This is a genomic window from Paraburkholderia hospita (assembly GCF_002902965.1).
GTDB lineage: Bacteria > Pseudomonadota > Gammaproteobacteria > Burkholderiales > Burkholderiaceae > Paraburkholderia > Paraburkholderia hospita.
Genome location: NZ_CP026107.1, coordinates 944,986 through 961,911 on the forward strand (window position 1 = coordinate 944,986; position 16,926 = coordinate 961,911).

The following is a 16,926-nucleotide window of genomic DNA, read 5'->3' on the forward strand; positions in this document are numbered from 1 at the left end:
CGCATGAGTACGGTCGAAGTGCTTGCCCCGCTCCGGCTCGAGACGCGCTTCGTGCCGCCCGAGCAACGTACTGATGGCGTCGCGCAGTGGATGCTGCGGCTGCGCGTCTACCCGGACGATTTCTCGGTGCCCCGCATCGTTGCGCCGCCCGCCACGGACGAACTCGACAGGCTCGCGGAGGCGATCGGCCGCATGGCGGGGCCGGCGCCATTGTCCGAAGCCGATGCGTTTGGCCTGTTCGCGGGCTTCGTCGGCGCTGGCCGCGCGCTCGCGCTGTGGCGTCAGCACGTGATCACGGACAGCGAAGGGCAGCTCGCACTCGATCGCACGGGCGAAACCGGCCACACGTCGTTCCGGGTGTACGGCGCCGTGGGGCTGCCCGAAGAGATCGACGTCTGGTTCGTCCACGCGGACGGCACGCGGCAACTGGCTGCAACGCTCACGCCGGACCGCGCCGCCATCGCCGAGGACATGGATCTCGCACAGTTCACGGCGGGTGGCCTTGCGAGCGGCACGCTGCCGGATACCTGGTGGCTCTCGTATCCGCGAGCCGTCAAGGTCGGTCTCGGGATCGACATCGATGTGGGCGCGGTGCCGCCCGTGCTGGACGCGCTGGTCGTGCTCGGCATCGGAGAGACCGATGCCGCTGAACTCGTCGATGCGCACAACGCGTCGGCCAGAATGGCGGTGCTCGCGCCAGGCACGCCGACCAACACCGTCGCCGGCGAGCCGACCACGGACTTTGGTGAGCATGCCGAAACGGTTTATCCGCTGTTGCATGCGAAAGCCGCCGACCAGATGTCGACGGAGTCCGTGCTGAGCGGCCTGACGGGCCGTGTTGCACCCGCTGCGTTGCCGATGCTCGGCGGCGAGCTCGATTACTACGGTCCGGGGTCGCTGGCGGTGCAGGGGTTCTGGCCCGCGCTGTGGGGACGGTATCTGCGGGATGTGACGGGCGCGGGCGAGACGGAAATCGAACTCGCGCGCTGGGCGATCCGCTACCTCGCCGTCGAAGGTCCTCGTCCGGCATTCAGGGTGGGGGAGCAGCCCTATGGTCTGCTGCCGACCTCCGCTTTCGCGAACTGGATCGATGAGCCGGGCGACGCGCTCGCCGCGATCGAAAGCCGTGTCCGCAGTTGGGCGCTGCCGTGGCGGAGCGCGACGGCCAGCGCGAATCGCGCGGCGCGCGTGCAGGTGAACGGTCAGGATTCACGCGGCCTCTTGAGCGTGCTCGGTCTGCATGCGCCGAGCCGCTACTGGGGCGTGCGCGCGACCGCCGATCTCTACCAGTTGCAAGCGCTGCGCCTTTCCCACGGCATGCCGCCGCTCGATCATCAATGGGATGACGCGGCCGCCGACGCGCTGCGCGGTGTGCCCTCGCCGCTTCATCCCGTCGGACGCGCGCCCGGACGCGGCGCCATTCCCGGCCCGCCGCGCGACGAACAGGAGAAGATCGAACTCCTGAAGCGCCTGCCGACGATGGACCCGGAGCTGCTTCTCGGCTTGCGTGCCGAACTGGGTCTGGTCGGGCACCTGATGCGCGAGACGCTGATCGCCGGTCGCGCGATCGTCGGTGATGCCTTCCGCCGGCTCCAGCAGGGCATCCCCATTAGTCTCGGGCAGCCGCTCGCCTGGGACGACCAGGCGGCATATCGCGACGCGCTTTTTGCGGGCAGCGACGGTGCCGTCCAAACGCTTCGGACCGCGAACGATCCTGCGGGCCGGGTGCTGGCGCAGCGCTTTGCCGATGTGCAAGAGGCCCTGGGGGTGATAGCCGATCTGTGGGACAGGATGGCGCGCCCGCTGTTTCGCGCCGCGCTGGCCGCGCTGGATACCGCGGCCTTTCGCGTCGATCCGTGGCTCACGGGTCTGGCGGAACGTCGGCTGCAGCGGCTGATCTCGGCGCGTGCGCCATTCCGCCTCGGCGTGTACGGCTGGGTCGATGCGCCCGCACCGTTCGACGCTGCGCCAGACGGCCCGCTGGCACCCGGACCGACCGTGGCAGGACTGCTGCACGCGCCGTCCCCGGCGCAGGCCATGACGGCCGCGTTGCTGCGCGACGCGGCCGTCCGGCATCCAGGGATCGACCGGTGGCGTCTCAATCTCGACAGTGCGAAGGTGCGCGCGGCTGCCGCACTGGCCGAGCGCGTCCGGCTGGGCGTGCATCCGTATGAGGCGCTGGGACTCGAGGTCGAAAGGATTGCGGGCGACTGGGACGTAGTCCGTACGTTGCGGGAAACCTATCCGCTGGCCGCCGACCAGCAGCAGCGCCGCGTGTGCGATGGTCAGAAGGTATTGGCCGCGGCGCGCGACGGCACGCTGGCCGCGGGGCTGCCCGCCGATCTCGCCGCGCGTCTCGCGCCGCTGGACGAGGTGCTCGACACTTACGCTGACCTGCTCGTGGCGGATGGCGTCCACGCGCTCGTCACCGGCCATGCCGATCTTGCCAACGCTGCAATGGAAGCGGCCGCCGGCCTTGGCGCGCCGCCGGAGTTGCGTGCGATCCGCACGCCGCGCGAGGCGACCACCGTCAGGGTCAGCGCATGGGTGCTTCTGCCTGCCGCCGCCACGCCCGTCGGCCCCGATGCGGACCCGGCCGCCGTCGCCGATCCGACGTGGGATGCTGCGCTTGCTCCGATACTCGGAGGAACGGACGACGGGGCTTCGAGCGCCTCGCTCACGGGCGGCGCCTACGAAGGTCTGCCCAACACGGCCGATACCGACCTGCGCGCGGCCATTGCCGCCGATCTCGGCGCGCGGCTCGTCCAGCTCGTTGCGCTCGTGCAGTCCGCGCACGACGCCCTCGCGGCGCTCGATCGCGCCGCCGCCGGGGCGAGCCAGGCCGTGACGGACGCGGCGGCGCGCTGGAACATCGATCTGGGCGCCACGCTGCCGACCAGTTCCGCCGATGCCGGGCCCGGCACGGCCGAGCGGCGCGATGCGATCGTCGCGGCGTTGGCCGACCGGCTTCAGACGGCAGCGTCGCAGCCGCCCGCCGACGTGCGGCGCGCGCTGCGCACGCTGGCCGGCCGTCCGGAACTGCCGGTGATTCCGATCGTGCCGCGCGCCGTATTGCCCGTGCTGCGCTTGCGCCCAGGCCTCGATCGGGAGTGGCTCGAAATCGTTGCCGCCGTGCGGCCGCGGCTGGCTGCGCTGGAGGCGCGTCAGCTCGACGTGGCACAGCCTGCATGGCCCAGCGCCATCGCCGCTCCCGGTGGATCTACCGACCCGTGGCATGCGACGGGCCCCGTCGTGCTCGCGTATGGTCCGGGGCTGTCGAGTTTTGGAAGCAAGGTGGCGCTTGCCGCAATCGACGGCTGGAGCGAATCGGTCCCGAGCCGCCGTCATACGACCACGGCGGCGTTCGGCTTCAATGCGCCGAAATCGCGGGCGCCGCAAGCGGTGCTGGTCGCGGTGCCGCCCGATCTGACACAGCGGCTCGACAACGCTGGCCTGCTCGACGTGGTGCTCGAAACACGCGAAATGGCCCACGCGCGCACGCCTGCGCAGAACGTCGCGGCATCGTTGCCGCACGCGATGTCGACGGCGCTCGTGAGCGCGCGGTCGCCGTTGTCGTTTCTCGCCAACTGGCCTGCGTGAAGGAGCGTGCACGATGAGCGATCCGTTCTACCTTGCGCTCGAGCCGCGTCGCGCGGACAGCGACGAGGGGCTGCGTGCGCGCGTCGCCGATCCTGTGTGGTTTCTGTCGCGCCAGTGGCAACTGGGCGAGCAGCAGGGTGAGGATGCATCGTCGCCCGTGGCCGTGCGCTGCGCGCCGCTGCACATTCCCATCAGCTACGACCGCGCGCGTCCGGACCTCGACCCCACGGTGATTCCAGCCGAGGCATTGCTGGAGGCAGAGCCGGGCGACTGGTGGACGATTGGCCGCCGCGTGCGGCTCGGGCGTGCCGCAGCGCCGCTGCTCGACGCGACGGTGATCGGGCGCCTGAAGATGGGCCGGCTGCCGGCCCCGTACGAAGCGCTGGCTAAGGAAGTGGACGGGCGCGCTGTGTTCCTCGCCGGTCATCTGGCCGGTCACACGATGTGGGCGGAGGTGCCGTCGCCCGCGGCCGACCGCTGGTCATCATCTCAATTGCACTTTGACGCGCGCTTCGAGGCGGGCGGCACGGCGTTGCAAGTGCGTGAGCATCTGGGAGGCGATGTCGAGTGGTTCACCGTGGACGGCGCGCTGGGAACACTGACCGTGACGCGAGCCGTCGCACCCGCCGATCCGCATGAAGTGATTCCCGGCCGGCTCGATTACCCCGGCGCGCCGCAGCCGCGGTGGTGGCAACTCGAAGACCACGCCGTCGATATCGGCGGTTTCGCGCCTGACCGCTCGCATTTCCCGACCATGCTGCTGATCGATGCGGTGCTCGCGCATGCGGACGACTGGTTCACCTTCCCGGTCCGTCCACCCGCCGATCCCAGTCAGAATCCGTCGAGCGGGGTGTTGGTGACGCTCGAAGGCGTGACGGTGCGCGACAGCTTCGGCGAGACCTGGAATCTGTCGGCACCCAGCGCAAGCGGCCCCGACGCGTGGTCGCTGTTCCACACAGCCGGGCTGGCCGAGTCGTCTCTCGTCGTCTGGCCGGTCGCTGTCGCGCCGCTGACGGGCCCTGCGCTCGACGAACTGCTGATCGGCGTCGATGAGGACGCCAACCTCGCGTGGGCCGTCGAGTTGCGCGCGGATGGACTGCAAGTGCTCGCGAGCGCCGATACAGCGACCGCGCTCGCGCAGGGCACGCGAACGGGCACGCGCGAATTTCGCTATTTGCCGTCCACCACCTTGCCGGATGGCTGGCATCCGTATCAGCGGATTCGTATCGGCGATCCGACGCCAGGCGGCGCGGTCGTCAGTACGGCGAATGATCCGGGCGCGGGAGATGGGCGCTCGGGTGGCTGGCGCCAGGGCGTGCTGGCCGACCTCACCGGGATGTATCCGCGGCCCCGGCCCGGCCCCGTATCACGCCTGATCGGCGGGCCGTCGGGCGCGGGCCTTGGACGCGGGCACATGCTCGCCTCGCGCGCGATACCCAGCAATGGCGTCATGCTGCGACGGCGCGCGATGCTCGCGCGCGACACCTCCGGCCGACCGGTCCTGTGGGTCGAGCGCAGCGCGGCGCCCGTAGCCGGGCCGCCGACATCGCACCTGCGGTTCGACGTTTTCGCCGAGAACTCGGTATCGAAGCGGGGAGGCGGGTGATGGCCTTCGTTGACGTGCAACTGATCGATGGACTCGGGTTGCCGTATATCGCGGGCGCCGAGGCGGGGCTCGCCGATCCTCAGCTCGATCCTCTTTTCGACGCTGCATGGCAGGGCCTGCTCGCGGCTTTTCCCGGCCTGAGCCTGCAGCCCTTGTTCGATAGCCTGCCCGTTGAGCAACTGGCTGACCTCGTGGATGCCGTGCGCCTTGCCGGCAACGAACCGCCCGACCCGTTCGTATGGTTCACGTTGCCGTGCGAGGACGCCGCAGCACAGGCGCTCGCCACAGCCGCGAGCGCGCTGCCGATGGTGCGATTTGCCGGCGTGCGCGACAAGACGTATCTGCCTGTTTCCTATGGCACGAACCCCGATGCGCAGCGCACGCTGCAGATCCAGCCGTCGCCGAACGGCGTCGATGCCGTCTATGCGTGGGACGTCGCCGGCGGGTCCGGCGACGGCGCACGTGTCGCCGACATCGAAAGCGGCTGGCTTCTGACGCACGAGGAACTGATCGGCGCGCGGGTGCGCAAGCTGTCGGTGTTCGGATCGGCTCTTGTCGATCACGGTACGGGCGTCGTTGGCATCGTGGCCGGCTCGGACAACGGAGTCGGGACAATCGGCATCGCGCCCGGTGCGGCCGTAGACCTTGTAACGGAGGATCGCGGCGGGGTAGCGAACCGCGCCGCAGCCATCGCCGTGGCAACCGCAAACCTCTCCAGCGGCGATATCCTGCTGATCGAGGGCGCGCTGCCCTTCACGCCGACACCCGAGCCGGCCATCCTGGTGGAGTTCGATCCCGCCGTGCAGGCGGCCATCGGCATCGCAGTGGGCCGTGGCATCACGGTGATCGAGCCGGCGGGCAACGGCGGCGTCGACCTGGACCAGTTCCCCTTCCTGGCCCACACGCGGCCTGATTCGCTCACCTTCAGCGGTGCGATCGTCGTTGGCGCGGGTGAGTTTTCGGGCCCGCCGTCCGATCAATGGGCGCGCACGTTTTCGTCGTTCGGCAGCCGGGTCGACTGCTTTGCGGCGGGCGCCGCGATTCGCGCGCCGGCGGCGAGCGCACCCAACGCTTACCAGAGCTTCAGCGGCACGTCGGGGGCATCGGCGATTATTGCTGCGAGTGCAGCGCTGCTGCAGTCGATGACGCGCGCCGCTACGGGAGGGACGCTTCTGCCCGCCGACGTGCGCCGGCTGTTCCGGAGCGCGTCGCTGGGCGTGCTGCCGGACGATCCGCTCGGCGCGCGCATCGGCGCGATGCCGGACCTGCGCAAGATCATCCGTGCGCAAGGACTCGCGCGTGTGCTGCCTGTGGCGGGCGCCACGTCCGGCGGGGACGCGCTGTTCATCGTCCATCTCGACGCCGACAACCGGATGGTGCGGCGGCATTGGACATTCTTCACAGGCTGGGGTCGGCCGCTCACCGCAGACCCGCCGAACGACCGCTTCGAACTGGTCGCCGCACAACCCGCTGCGATCTCGACGGAGGAAACGCAGCCGCTCGCACGGCTGCGGCACGACGCGTTCTTCGGCGGCGCGGGCGGCATCCAGCATATGTTCTGGGATTCGCTGGGCCAACAGGGCGATGTTTCGAAGCCGGTGGTCGCAACCGGGCTGGTCGCGGAAGGGCGCGCGGTCGCGGTGGCGCTGCCGACACCGGACCGGCTGCTGCTGGCGGCGACCAATCCGCAAGGGCGACTCGTCGTGTTCGTCGGCGACCTGCAAACGCTGCTGGCGGGCATGAGCGCGCCGCTGGTCCTCGATTCCGTAGCGAGCTATCGCCGTGTCGCGGGGCCCGTACTGGCCTCGCGCGGCGCAGGCAGTGCCGACGTGGTCGCGATCGAAGACGGCGGCAGCTTCAAGTGGTACACGGGCAACGTCCTCGCGACGGTCGGGACGGGCTGGAGCGGAGCCGTTACCGACCCGAGCGGCGTGGCGTTCGAGCCCGGCGCGCGGCCGGCGCTGCTGGCGCTCGACGGCAGGTTGATTGCCGCGGCGGTTGGCTCGGAGGGCTGGTTGCGGGCAATCGACATCGATCCCGCCTCGCAGACGATCGCCGAGCCGGTCGTCGTCGACGTGCAGGCGACCATCGACACGCTCGGGCCGCTCGCCCTCGCGCTGGCTGGCAACCGCGTCGTGGTTATCGCCGTCGACACCGAACGTGTGCTGCGTGCCGCGACACGCGCCATCGCTGGCGGCGACTGGACGCCGCTGCTGCCGATCGTCTCGGATACCGCGATCAGCCCGCTCGGCGGCGTCACGGCGGTGTCGATCGATCTGGGCGTGATGGCGATCGCGGTCGACGTCGGCGGGACGATCCGGTCGGCGCTGTCGGCCAATGGGCTCGAATGGACCGCGCTCGCTCCGCTGTCCCCGTTGGCGGAACCAGCGGACTTCACCGAGACGTCGCCGCTGCGCTCCGCGCGCCTGACGGGCGATCCCGTGCTGCGGTCGTGCCTCGCTGGCGAGCACCGCATGATGGCGGGCGAAGATGGCCTGCCGGTCATGCGGCTTCAGCAGGCCCTGATCGATCTTGGACAGCCTGTGGGTCCGGCGGGTGCCGATGGTGCGTTCGGCCCGGACACGGGCGCCGCCGTGGCGGCCTACAAGGCGGACAAAGGGTTGGTTCCTGATGATCCCGTCGTCGGACCGGGAACGACGCGGGCTCTCGACGCCGACCTGCTGTTCGAGCCGCCGGGACTTGATCCGACCTTCGCCGAATTCAGCCCGTTTGTCGTCGAACATCGGCTCGAACAGTTCGTCGCGCTCGAGCTTGCGTCGCTCCTGCATGCGCCGCTCGATTCCTGGCGACACATGCTCGGCCGCTCGGCGCTGGCGCTTCTGAGTTCGGGAGCGCTTCTCGGGATCGTCGCGCGCAGCCGCCTGGACGATCTGAAAGAGCGCTTCACGCGGACCGCCGACTCGATGCAGCGCGGAATGAGCGCCGATACGCTCTTCAGCCAGGCGGCCGATTCGAACAATCCGGCAGTCACGATGATGTTCTCAAGCGGTGGCACGATCAAATCGTTCATTGTCGTGAACGACACGACGATTCTCGGACGTGAAACGATCGTGCGCCGTGTCGATGGCACGCTTGCGCCCGTGACCTTGCAGGGCGTTCTCGTGCACGAACTGACGCACGCGCGCAATGCATCTGCTCTCGAAGCACTGCGGGCAACGGCCGATACGGATGCGCTGGTGTACGCCGACACCGCTCTGGCGCAGGCTCGTTCCGCCACGGGTAGCCCGAGTGCGAATGTGTTCCGGTCATTCGTTTCCGAGCTGACCGCGCGACATGTGCACTGGGTCGTGCTGAGGGAACTTGCGGGCACGCCAGGGAGTCTTGCCGTGCTGTCACTGCCGGCGGATCAACTGGCCGAGGCGGCGTTGATCTACTTCGTCGAGATTTCGCATCTGTTCGACTCGAATGGCTACATTGCTGGCATCAATGCGCAACACGACGCAAAGCGGTTCAGCCAGTTGGCGTTGTGGCTGAAGCATTGCGCCGATCAATCGTTCAGTGATGTCGAGGATCAGGACAGGCAGTCGACGCTAGTGTTTCAGGCGGCCGCGCGGGTGTGTGCCGAATGGGCTGTGGACGGGCCTCTGGATGTGCCCGACGAGAGCGGTCTTTATCCTTTGCCTGACGATTTTGTATAGCGCTATGTGTTGGTTTGACGAAGGAGAGGGTGGGGAGGATGGTTTGCCGGACGCCGTGTGCGCGTCTGAGTGTGCTCAGGAACGTGACGGGCGGGATCGTTTCGGTCGAGTTATCAAGTCAAAAATGGAAGTCGTCGGCCAGATATCAATTGTCCCTCGAGGGCGATAGAAACAGACCTTGCAAGATGGCGATTCTTGCGCAGCGCCATCGTAACGGGTTTGTTGTATTCGCTCGTGCGTTCGCGGACCGCGATTGTTGATGGTGAGCCGACACGTCGCGTCTCAGAGCAGCCATGCGCGTTCATTCGCTCATTCGATTCCTTGGCGATTCAAGCGGCGACTCCGCCTCGATAAGCGGTCGTTGCATCTGCAACAGGGAAAATGACGAAATGTCGGCCTTAGCCGACATTCAGCTATCGGCAACGGTGTGACGGCTTTACGTTGCTTTCCGCCCATTCGCAGCTCGGCAGATTCTGTCCACCGGCCGCGCTCTCGTGGGCGGCGCCTCCCGCGAAGGGAATCACAGATCCGCCATTACCGGAATTTCTAAAGATTCGCCGGAAAGACTTTTGCCTCACTGAATACGCTTAGCGCTCAGTGGCGGCATGCGCGTCTGGCGGCCGGGAAAGATAACGATCATGTAATGATCGGGTCAGCATCGGGACAGGCACCACTGCCGAGAATGAAGGAACTACTCATCGACGCCGATGGGGAGGCTCAAGGTCGCGTTCATGGTGAATGTGGCCGCTACGCTCCCAAAGGGGAACCATCATGAAAGCACTGGTCAAGGCCGTACTGATTGCCTGCGCGCTGAGCGCATCTACATTCGCGTTTGCCGAAACCTCAACCGCGCCGGTGACTCGCGCCGAGGTACAAGCCGATCTCGTCCGGGTCGAACAAGCCGGTTATCGTCCAGCAGCGAAGGATCCGTACTATCCCTCCGACATCCAGGCGGCCGAGGCGAAGGTCGCGGCGCAACGCCAAACGCCCGAGGCGGCGTCGGTCGGCGGCGTGCCGACGGGCGCCTCACAGGCCGGCGCGCCTCTTGCGCTGAACGACGCGCAGCCGGTCTACGATCACCATTGAAGCACGTCATGTTGCCGGCCGCTGCCGGACCCGGTCCGGCGTAAGAGGGACGCGTCTTAGCCTGAACTCTTGAAGCGCGCGGCACGCTGTTCCACGCCGCGTCCTTTCTTTGATGGTAACGCACCAACATTTTCTCCGTGCTCGGCACTCGTACGACCGGCAGCAACGGCGGTACCGTCAATTTTATTGCCCCGCTCGACACCATCGCATATCGGAGCGCGACGTTGTGGTCTCGCTTACATTCCGCCGCTGCTATGCCTGCTCGTGACGCCCATTAAGACAACACTTGGATTCCAGAACGATTCAATCGATCAGGGCACACCTGATGGTCGCCTCGCTAGCCGCGATCGCAATTGACGCAAGCGTTCTTGCGGTGATGGGACTATTCAATGTGCCGGAGTCGGCCTTCGAAACGACGATCTTTCGGATCGCGGTGATTTTTGGCGTATCTCTCGCGATATTCTGGGCACGAAGTCTGGCGCTCATATCCTATCGATCGGCTCTGCGACAGGGTCACATTTTGATGGCCACTGAAATCGAAGACATACATCTGTCTGAAGCGTGTCCCTTCCGACCACTCGTGATACTGCACTTTCGACTGTCGGGTGTTTCGCGAAATCTGATTCGATAGCGATTCGATTCGCTCAACTTTCACATAGGATGGATGGTTCCAAATGCGTGGGAATAAGCGCTATGGACCCTGCCCGCCACCCTTGGGTCCGTCCGCCATGGCGTGAGCCCAGCAAGGATTCGTCATTGATACGCTATGCAAAACAAACTTATCGCAATCGCGTCCACTGGGTCACTGGTTGCTGTTGCCGACTCTTTTTTTTCGGTTGCCGAGATTGGCGTGAAGCGCCTTGATGTCGACCTCCTCGTGGAATGGGCGGCATTGGTGAACTCGTGACCCGATCACGGCGTGTCGGCAACCGGTTCACTTTTGCATCGGCAGCAACAACCCTTTCGGCCTGCTAGACTGAAAGTTCCCCTGCAAGCTATGGAGGGAGACATGACGACCGTCTACGTCGTGAAGACTGGCGAGAAGTTCCTCTGCACCGCAGAGGACGGCGATATCGGCATGGCGCCGGAGATTAAGGAAGCCACGGCCTTTCTCTCGTATGAGGAAGCGAACAAAATCGCGAACGAGCACGCCGACCCCGGATACGAAATCGTGGCCGTCGACCGTACGAGACCCTGATGAGGAGTTCAGCGGCAGTTCGTCGGACTCATAACTCGAAGGTCGTAGGTTCAAATCCTACCCCCGCAACTAGGTGCAGTAAGGCGTTGCGCGATTCAGGCCATTTTCGCCACCGGGTTTGTCGTCGAATTTGGGCGCTATGTGGGCGCTGGCCGCGAAAATCCGGCAAAAACCGTCACACCATCAAACCCGCCTGCGAGCGGGTTTTTTGTTTTCGGCGCGAGCTTGCGCCGGTCCTCTCCGCTCCCGTCAGGCAGCAGCGAGTTCTTCCTTGATTTCGTGGTACTTCTCCCACGCCTGCTCGGAAACGCGAACTTCATCGTGCCATGCTGCTTCGGCTGCTTCCCGCGCCGCCTTGGCCGCGAGCACGACATCCTCAGTGACGTCGCCTTTCTTGTGCGCTACGACCATCGCCTTGTAATGCGCCACCGCGACGGACTTGTGGTGTTCCTTCGCCAGTTTTTCTTCCTTGGCAATATGCACGAGTTTCAGCACGTACTTGAGCAGTTCCTCTTTGCTTCTGAACTTCGGCTTCACCCTCGGATACTCGGCAAAGTACGTATCCCAGGCCGCTACACTTTCCGCGCAGTGCGCGATGTATTCACTGTAAGCCGCTTTCTTTTCCTCGCCGGGCGGAAGGGCTTCGAATCTGTGCCTTGCCGCGTTTTTCACCGTTGACACTTCGATCGCCTTGACGAGCACGGGCGGTTTCAGCAGCCGTACCCTATAGAGCAGTTTCTTGAGCAGTTCCATCATTTCTCTCTCCGACAGTTGGTGCACACCTGCTTGCGGCTCTCCGGGCGCGTGCCGGTGTTCTTACGAGTTAACGATAGGACTGCGCAGATGCCGCAGACCGTGGTGAAACGCTGATGATCACGCTGATTGCCCGTCGTAAGCCGAAGCCGTTACCAGAACTACAGTAATCCCATGACCGAGAAGGGTCGCGGAGTATGAGTTTGCCGCTAGAGGAAACTGCCTTCCGGCTGCTCGATCTCGCCACCGTCAGCAAACGGCCGCATTGCTGACGTAGAACCCAGCATGGCCGAATGTCGGCAATGGCCGAGAACTCGCTAGGGCATTCGCCCCCGCGAATGGCCACTGTAGTCCGACATCGTTGAGCAACGCGGGCGTTGGATCGGTCGAAAAGGCTTTGTCCCTGCCCAATTGCTTCCAGACGGGCAAGGAGTGCCCGCGAGGCGGCCAGCGTGTGGCTTACTGTGTTCGATTTGGTTCGACGTGCCACGATACGAGTTAGCCATGGCTATCAATCCACGCGCGACACCATGAAAGACCTGCCGATTGAGCTTCTTCGTCAGTCTCGAACGCGCCCAGCACTCCAGACACCTCTACGACTTTAGTGTCGCGCATGATTGTGCCGCTTCCTGCGAATCGCCCCCGTCGCAGGATGTCTTCTTGCTGCAAGATGGCGTGGCCCCACAGCGTGTATCCGCGATATTTCTCAGTTTGCATCTGTCGACCTCTCAAGGTCCTCCATGCCGTGCACGATCAATGATTGCCTCAGTTCGGGTGGATCTGCAAGTATCTACTGCCTGAGGCGCCGGGTGTCAATTCCCGCCGTCTTTAACGCTGCGTCAATCATTTTCAGCTCCTGCCCAAAGTCCAGCGCCCATTCGTCACCGTCACACCGTACGGTCATGCCGTTGTGCAACGAAATGACGTAGCGCGCCTTGTACAGCGCGTCGACGAGCCTTGACTCTCGCTCAGCCTCTCGAACCCACTCGTCCGCTCTCATGATGAAATCTCCTTTGGACGAATCGCCGCAGTCAGGCGAATGCATCGCCGGTTGCTCGAGCTTCGATTTCAAACGGCAAGACCGCTCGGCGCGACCGAGCGCGTGCGCTCATGAGCGCTGCCCCGGGCCGCACATTTACAGTCAGGTCGCCTTCGAATTTCGGGCCCTTGCGCTTGATGATGTCCGCGTTCACGCCTTCTTCGGCGGGACGCACCGCAACTCGCAGCTCGGCCAGAGACGCATCTGATGCCTCGCGGATGGGCCGAAATACGAAGAGTAGTGACGTGCTCGAACGTGCAGCCAACAGCAATCGCAGGAGCGCATCTGCGCGGGCATGCGTCTGCCACAGCAGGACGGCACCGCATGTACTCGCTTTCAGAATCTGCTCCGCCGACCATAGCTGGTCGTTTGAGCGCTTTGCACGCAACAGGAGAACCTGTTCGGCCCGAATGACTGAATACGCGAGACCCTGTGCACACGGGGCACACGGTGGCTCAACCAGGGCCACTGGCGCCTTCAGTGACCCGAGTGCCGGGGCGAGCAGCCGCATCTCTCCTGAACCCAGTGCTTGCGCCAGGACTTCGGTGAGCGCCCCAATAGGCCACCCTCCGCCAGGCAGCTCGTGCGACAAGACCGGATACCCCGTGTCGACGGTTGACACGCGACCGCGCGCGAGCTGCGATGCGCGCCAGAGCGCTGGGTGAATTGACTCCGGTAATGGGGTGCGAGCATTGTCCATGGTCAGATAAATACTGTATGGATATACAGTATAGCCTGGATTTTCTGCCAGTATCATGGTGCTAGCGCCGAAGCTGAGCTACGCGATAGGAGCGGGAAAAGGACTTAACTATTTGCGCGATCCGTCGCCAAACGGCAGATGCACGTTGCGGGTGTACGCGGAGACTGGCCGTATTACCGTCCTGCCGGCTGGATATTTGTCTTTGGGAGAGTTTGATGTGCTACAGCGCGCAAATTCAGGCGAACTACCGTCGATACGTTCGGATGTTCGGTGCCCATATGAGCATCGAGGACTTCGCGAAACTCTATTTCGATAGGGCAGAGGCTGCTTCCAGGATTAAAGTCCCAAAGGCGCTTGATGTTGCATTCCTGGAGGCGGACGAGGCCGCAACGGATGCAATCCGGCGCGCCATTGGCTGGTTCAATGAGACCCAGAATTCCGCTCTCGAACAGGAACTGTTCAAGCAGCGTACCCGGCTTGCAGACGCAGAGCGCACGCTGGAAAAGAAGGTGACCAAGGCGGCATCAGCGGGCAAACGAATTGCGACTGACAAAATCGAAGCCACGCTGAGGCGCATTGATGACCTCAAGCGCACAGAGCTGAAACCTCAGGACTCACGCATATATCCTGGCTATTACGCACCCGTCCTCGTCGTTGAAGATGGCGAGCGCGTCATCAAGCCGATGCGCTATCAATGCCGCATTGCCGGAAAGCCCGCGAACTACGACATCAAATATCCGGGCACCTACAACGCGCGTCGCGACAACCTGGGTGGATTCTGGAAGCCTCTCTTCGGCTATCGACACGGCATCCTCGTCGTCGATGTGTTCTATGAGAACGTGAGCCGCGCGAAGATGGAAGGGCGTCAGCTTGCGGATGGTGAGAAGGACGAGAATGTGGTGCTGGAATTCCGACCGAGCGACGGCCAACCGATGTTCGTGGCATGTCTGTGGTCGCATTGGTCCGCTCCTGGTGAGCCAGACCTGCTGTCTTTTGCTGCAATTACGGACGAGCCGCCCGAGGAAATTGCTGCGGCCGGTCATGACCGATGCATTGTGCCCATCAAAGAAGAGCATATCGACGCATGGCTGAACCCAGACCCAAAGGATGTTGCTGCCTTGTACGCGATTCTTGACGACAAGGAACGACCATACTATGAGCACCGACTTGCCGCGTGATTCGCGGTTCACACCTTAGTCAATCCCGTTTTTCAATCGCTCGTTCGACACCATGAAGGTATATCTCGACGCTGAGCGTCCGACTTCAGCGGGATGGGTGCGGGTGTATTGCCCAGATGAAGCTATCCGGCTCCTTATACTATCCAGGTGACGTTCAGGAAACCGAACGAAGGTTGGAAGCCAGGCGTCAGGCATAAAAAATGCAGTCGCCGGTACAAAGCAGCCGGGATTGGAGAGCACAGTGCGTTGAGTACAGCGGAGGAGCGGCAGGCATCAATCGCCGTCCTCCTCGTGCTGATGATGTTTCCAGCCCTTGTGCAAGCCATTGTCGTGCCATTGCCGACGGTCCCTGTACTCGCCCTCATCTCCGTGACCGTAGGCATCGGGCGCTTGCGCGTACATGACGGGAGGCTCCTGATACACGCCTGGCGGTCCCGCGTATTCGACTACGGGAGCCGCTTCAAACACGACGGTTGGCGGCGCTTCATACACGGGAACGGGGCGCGCCGGACGGGGGCGATCCTGCGTCGCGAAATCGCCCGGACGACCAGGCCGCCCCGTAGCAAACTGCGATGCAGCGAAATCCCGGGACGGTGCAGCGCCGTGATTGAACGGAGGGGAAGGCACGTGGCGGGCGATCTCAGCGCGGGAAACCGCAGTTCCACGAGAAGAAGCCGACGATGGCGGTGCGCTACGACCGGGCGAAGACATCTGTCGCTTTGGCGGTGCGGATCGGGGGATCCCGAGCGCCTGCCGCACGCTCGCCATAAAGTGCGACGCCCAATTCCCGCGTTTTTGGGGCACGCCGCTGCCCGCTTTGCCAGGCCGCCCTGCAACTGGCCGCCGTGCAGCAGAACCCCGGGAAGGTGCCGCGCGGCGCTCGGGCGAAGTGGAAGGCGTAGGAGTGGTGAGTGCGGTATGGGCGATTGCGCGAGCAGAAGGTGCGGTTGATGACGTGACCGGACCCGACGAGGACACTTGTTGTGTCGGCGATACCGGTTCGATTGTCCCGTGCACCTCGGTGCCGGCCTTGAATTCGTCGTAGGCGCTCTGATCATGATAGTTGGGCCAGACATCAAGCGTGATGGCACCCGCGACCCCGAAGGCCAATGCGCTCGTCCACGCAACCCAAAGCTCGGGGCGTCCGAACCACGTAGACGGTGCGACCGGCACTGGATCAACAGCAAGATTGGCGCCGACAGCAAGGCTACCTGCACGCCGATGAAGCAACCCCGGCTGCATGGACATGGCGCCAGCCCCCGACTCATTTCGCGTGATCTTTCGAGAGAACCTCCTGAAGAGAATGATGACCGAAACGATCACGCACATCAGCGTATTGGCCAGATTCATCCAGAACATTCCGTTTGGAATTCCCCGGCTCATTTCGAGGAGCATGAGTGCGAACGTGCCATTGCTGATAGCCCAGCTACCCCAACTGAGCAGACTGTGGCTGCGCACGTCTGCTTCCCTCGCGAGGAGTTTGCCGATGGTCGGAAGGTACGTCAGGATGCGCGCCCCATTCCAGAACAGGAACATCGCGCTAAGTAACTGGATGTAGAGTTCGTGAGACATCTCGACTTCCTTGCCAGCCGTGGCAGGGCGGGCCATGTACTCCGTCGCAGGCACCCGGGGTATTTCATGCGCAGTTCCTGTTCAACGAGGAACTGCTTACGCTTGCCAGCCAGAACCCGAACGGCCAAGCCGCATGCGCCCAGGCACGCCGATTTTCAAAGGTCCTTATGGCAGACCTTTGCAAACGGTTGGTACTTGACGGGATCGCTTGAGCTTTGCGACCGCAAGCAGACTCGCGGCGGCCATTGCGATCGTCCGCATCGTCTCGCGCCAACATTGAGGTCTGACTAAAAAAGCATGCCAGCTCCGCGTCCGACCGCTCGTCCGATGGTCCGATTTGTCGGCCGCGTGGATAGCAACGTTTTCGTAGCCCACTGGCTCATGATAGAAAACTTATCGCAATGTCGCTGCCCCGCCGTCTCTCGCCTACGGGCACGCTGAACAAGCCGGTGGCTCGATTCAGGAATATTCAAGTACGAAGCGTGGCTGCGTTACGCAGGCGCATTACGGCGGCGCGAACGGCGGCGAAGCGCCT

The 16,926-nt window shown here is 64.2% G+C and carries 11 protein-coding genes; 6 read left to right on the forward strand and 5 right to left on the reverse strand.

Features of this window, described 5'->3' with window-relative positions:
• Positions 1 to 3 precede the first annotated feature (3 nt).
• The 5 genes from C2L64_RS37510 to C2L64_RS37535 all read left to right on the forward strand — a co-directional run bounded on the left by C2L64_RS37510 (position 4) and on the right by C2L64_RS37535 (position 11,149).
• A complete protein-coding gene (locus C2L64_RS37510; protein ID WP_007576674.1) occupies positions 4 to 3,600 on the forward strand; it encodes a hypothetical protein in 3,597 nt (1,198 codons plus the stop codon).
• Positions 3,601 to 3,613: 13 nt separating this feature from the next.
• Positions 3,614 to 5,206, forward strand: coding sequence for a hypothetical protein (locus C2L64_RS37515; RefSeq protein WP_007576676.1), 1,593 nt, complete (start codon positions 3,614 to 3,616; stop codon positions 5,204 to 5,206).
• Entirely contained in the window at positions 5,206 to 8,865 is a 3,660-nt protein-coding gene (locus C2L64_RS37520; protein WP_007576678.1) for a S8 family serine peptidase, read from the forward strand. The genes C2L64_RS37515 and C2L64_RS37520 overlap by 1 nt, the downstream gene beginning before the upstream one ends.
• A 771-nt stretch (positions 8,866 to 9,636) precedes the next feature.
• The gene (locus C2L64_RS37525) at positions 9,637 to 9,951 is read left to right on the forward strand and encodes a DUF4148 domain-containing protein (protein ID WP_007576680.1); all 315 of its coding nucleotides are present in this window, start codon (positions 9,637 to 9,639) and stop codon (positions 9,949 to 9,951) included.
• Positions 9,952 to 10,960: 1,009 nt separating this feature from the next.
• Positions 10,961 to 11,149 (forward strand): hypothetical protein, encoded by a 189-nt coding sequence (locus C2L64_RS37535; RefSeq protein WP_007576684.1) that lies wholly within the window; start codon positions 10,961 to 10,963, stop codon positions 11,147 to 11,149.
• Between the two features lie 249 nt (positions 11,150 to 11,398).
• Here C2L64_RS37535 and C2L64_RS37545 read toward each other — a convergent pair whose 3' ends face one another.
• The 4 genes from C2L64_RS37545 to imuA all read right to left on the reverse strand — a co-directional run bounded on the left by C2L64_RS37545 (position 11,399) and on the right by imuA (position 13,641).
• Positions 11,399 to 11,905, reverse strand: coding sequence for a hypothetical protein (locus tag C2L64_RS37545; protein WP_039899672.1), 507 nt, complete (start codon positions 11,903 to 11,905; stop codon positions 11,399 to 11,401).
• 495 nt (positions 11,906 to 12,400) lie between these two features.
• A complete protein-coding gene (locus C2L64_RS37550) occupies positions 12,401 to 12,619 on the reverse strand; it encodes a hypothetical protein (protein ID WP_007576688.1) in 219 nt (72 codons plus the stop codon).
• Positions 12,620 to 12,692: 73 nt separating this feature from the next.
• Positions 12,693 to 12,902: a hypothetical protein gene (locus C2L64_RS37555; RefSeq protein WP_007576690.1), complete on the reverse strand. Its 210-nt coding sequence runs from the start codon at positions 12,900 to 12,902 to the stop codon at positions 12,693 to 12,695.
• A gap of 31 nt (positions 12,903 to 12,933) precedes the next feature.
• Positions 12,934 to 13,641, reverse strand: coding sequence for a translesion DNA synthesis-associated protein ImuA (gene imuA, locus C2L64_RS37560; protein ID WP_039899710.1), 708 nt, complete (start codon positions 13,639 to 13,641; stop codon positions 12,934 to 12,936).
• A gap of 215 nt (positions 13,642 to 13,856) precedes the next feature.
• Here imuA and C2L64_RS37565 point away from each other — a divergent pair, with 215 nt between their 5' ends.
• The gene (locus C2L64_RS37565) at positions 13,857 to 14,819 is read left to right on the forward strand and encodes an SOS response-associated peptidase family protein (RefSeq protein ID WP_007576694.1); all 963 of its coding nucleotides are present in this window, start codon (positions 13,857 to 13,859) and stop codon (positions 14,817 to 14,819) included.
• Positions 14,820 to 15,092: 273 nt separating this feature from the next.
• Here the strand turns inward: C2L64_RS37565 and C2L64_RS53605 are convergent, their stop codons facing one another.
• Positions 15,093 to 16,391, reverse strand: coding sequence for a hypothetical protein (locus tag C2L64_RS53605; RefSeq protein ID WP_131542573.1), 1,299 nt, complete (start codon positions 16,389 to 16,391; stop codon positions 15,093 to 15,095).
• Positions 16,392 to 16,926: the final 535 nt, after the last annotated feature.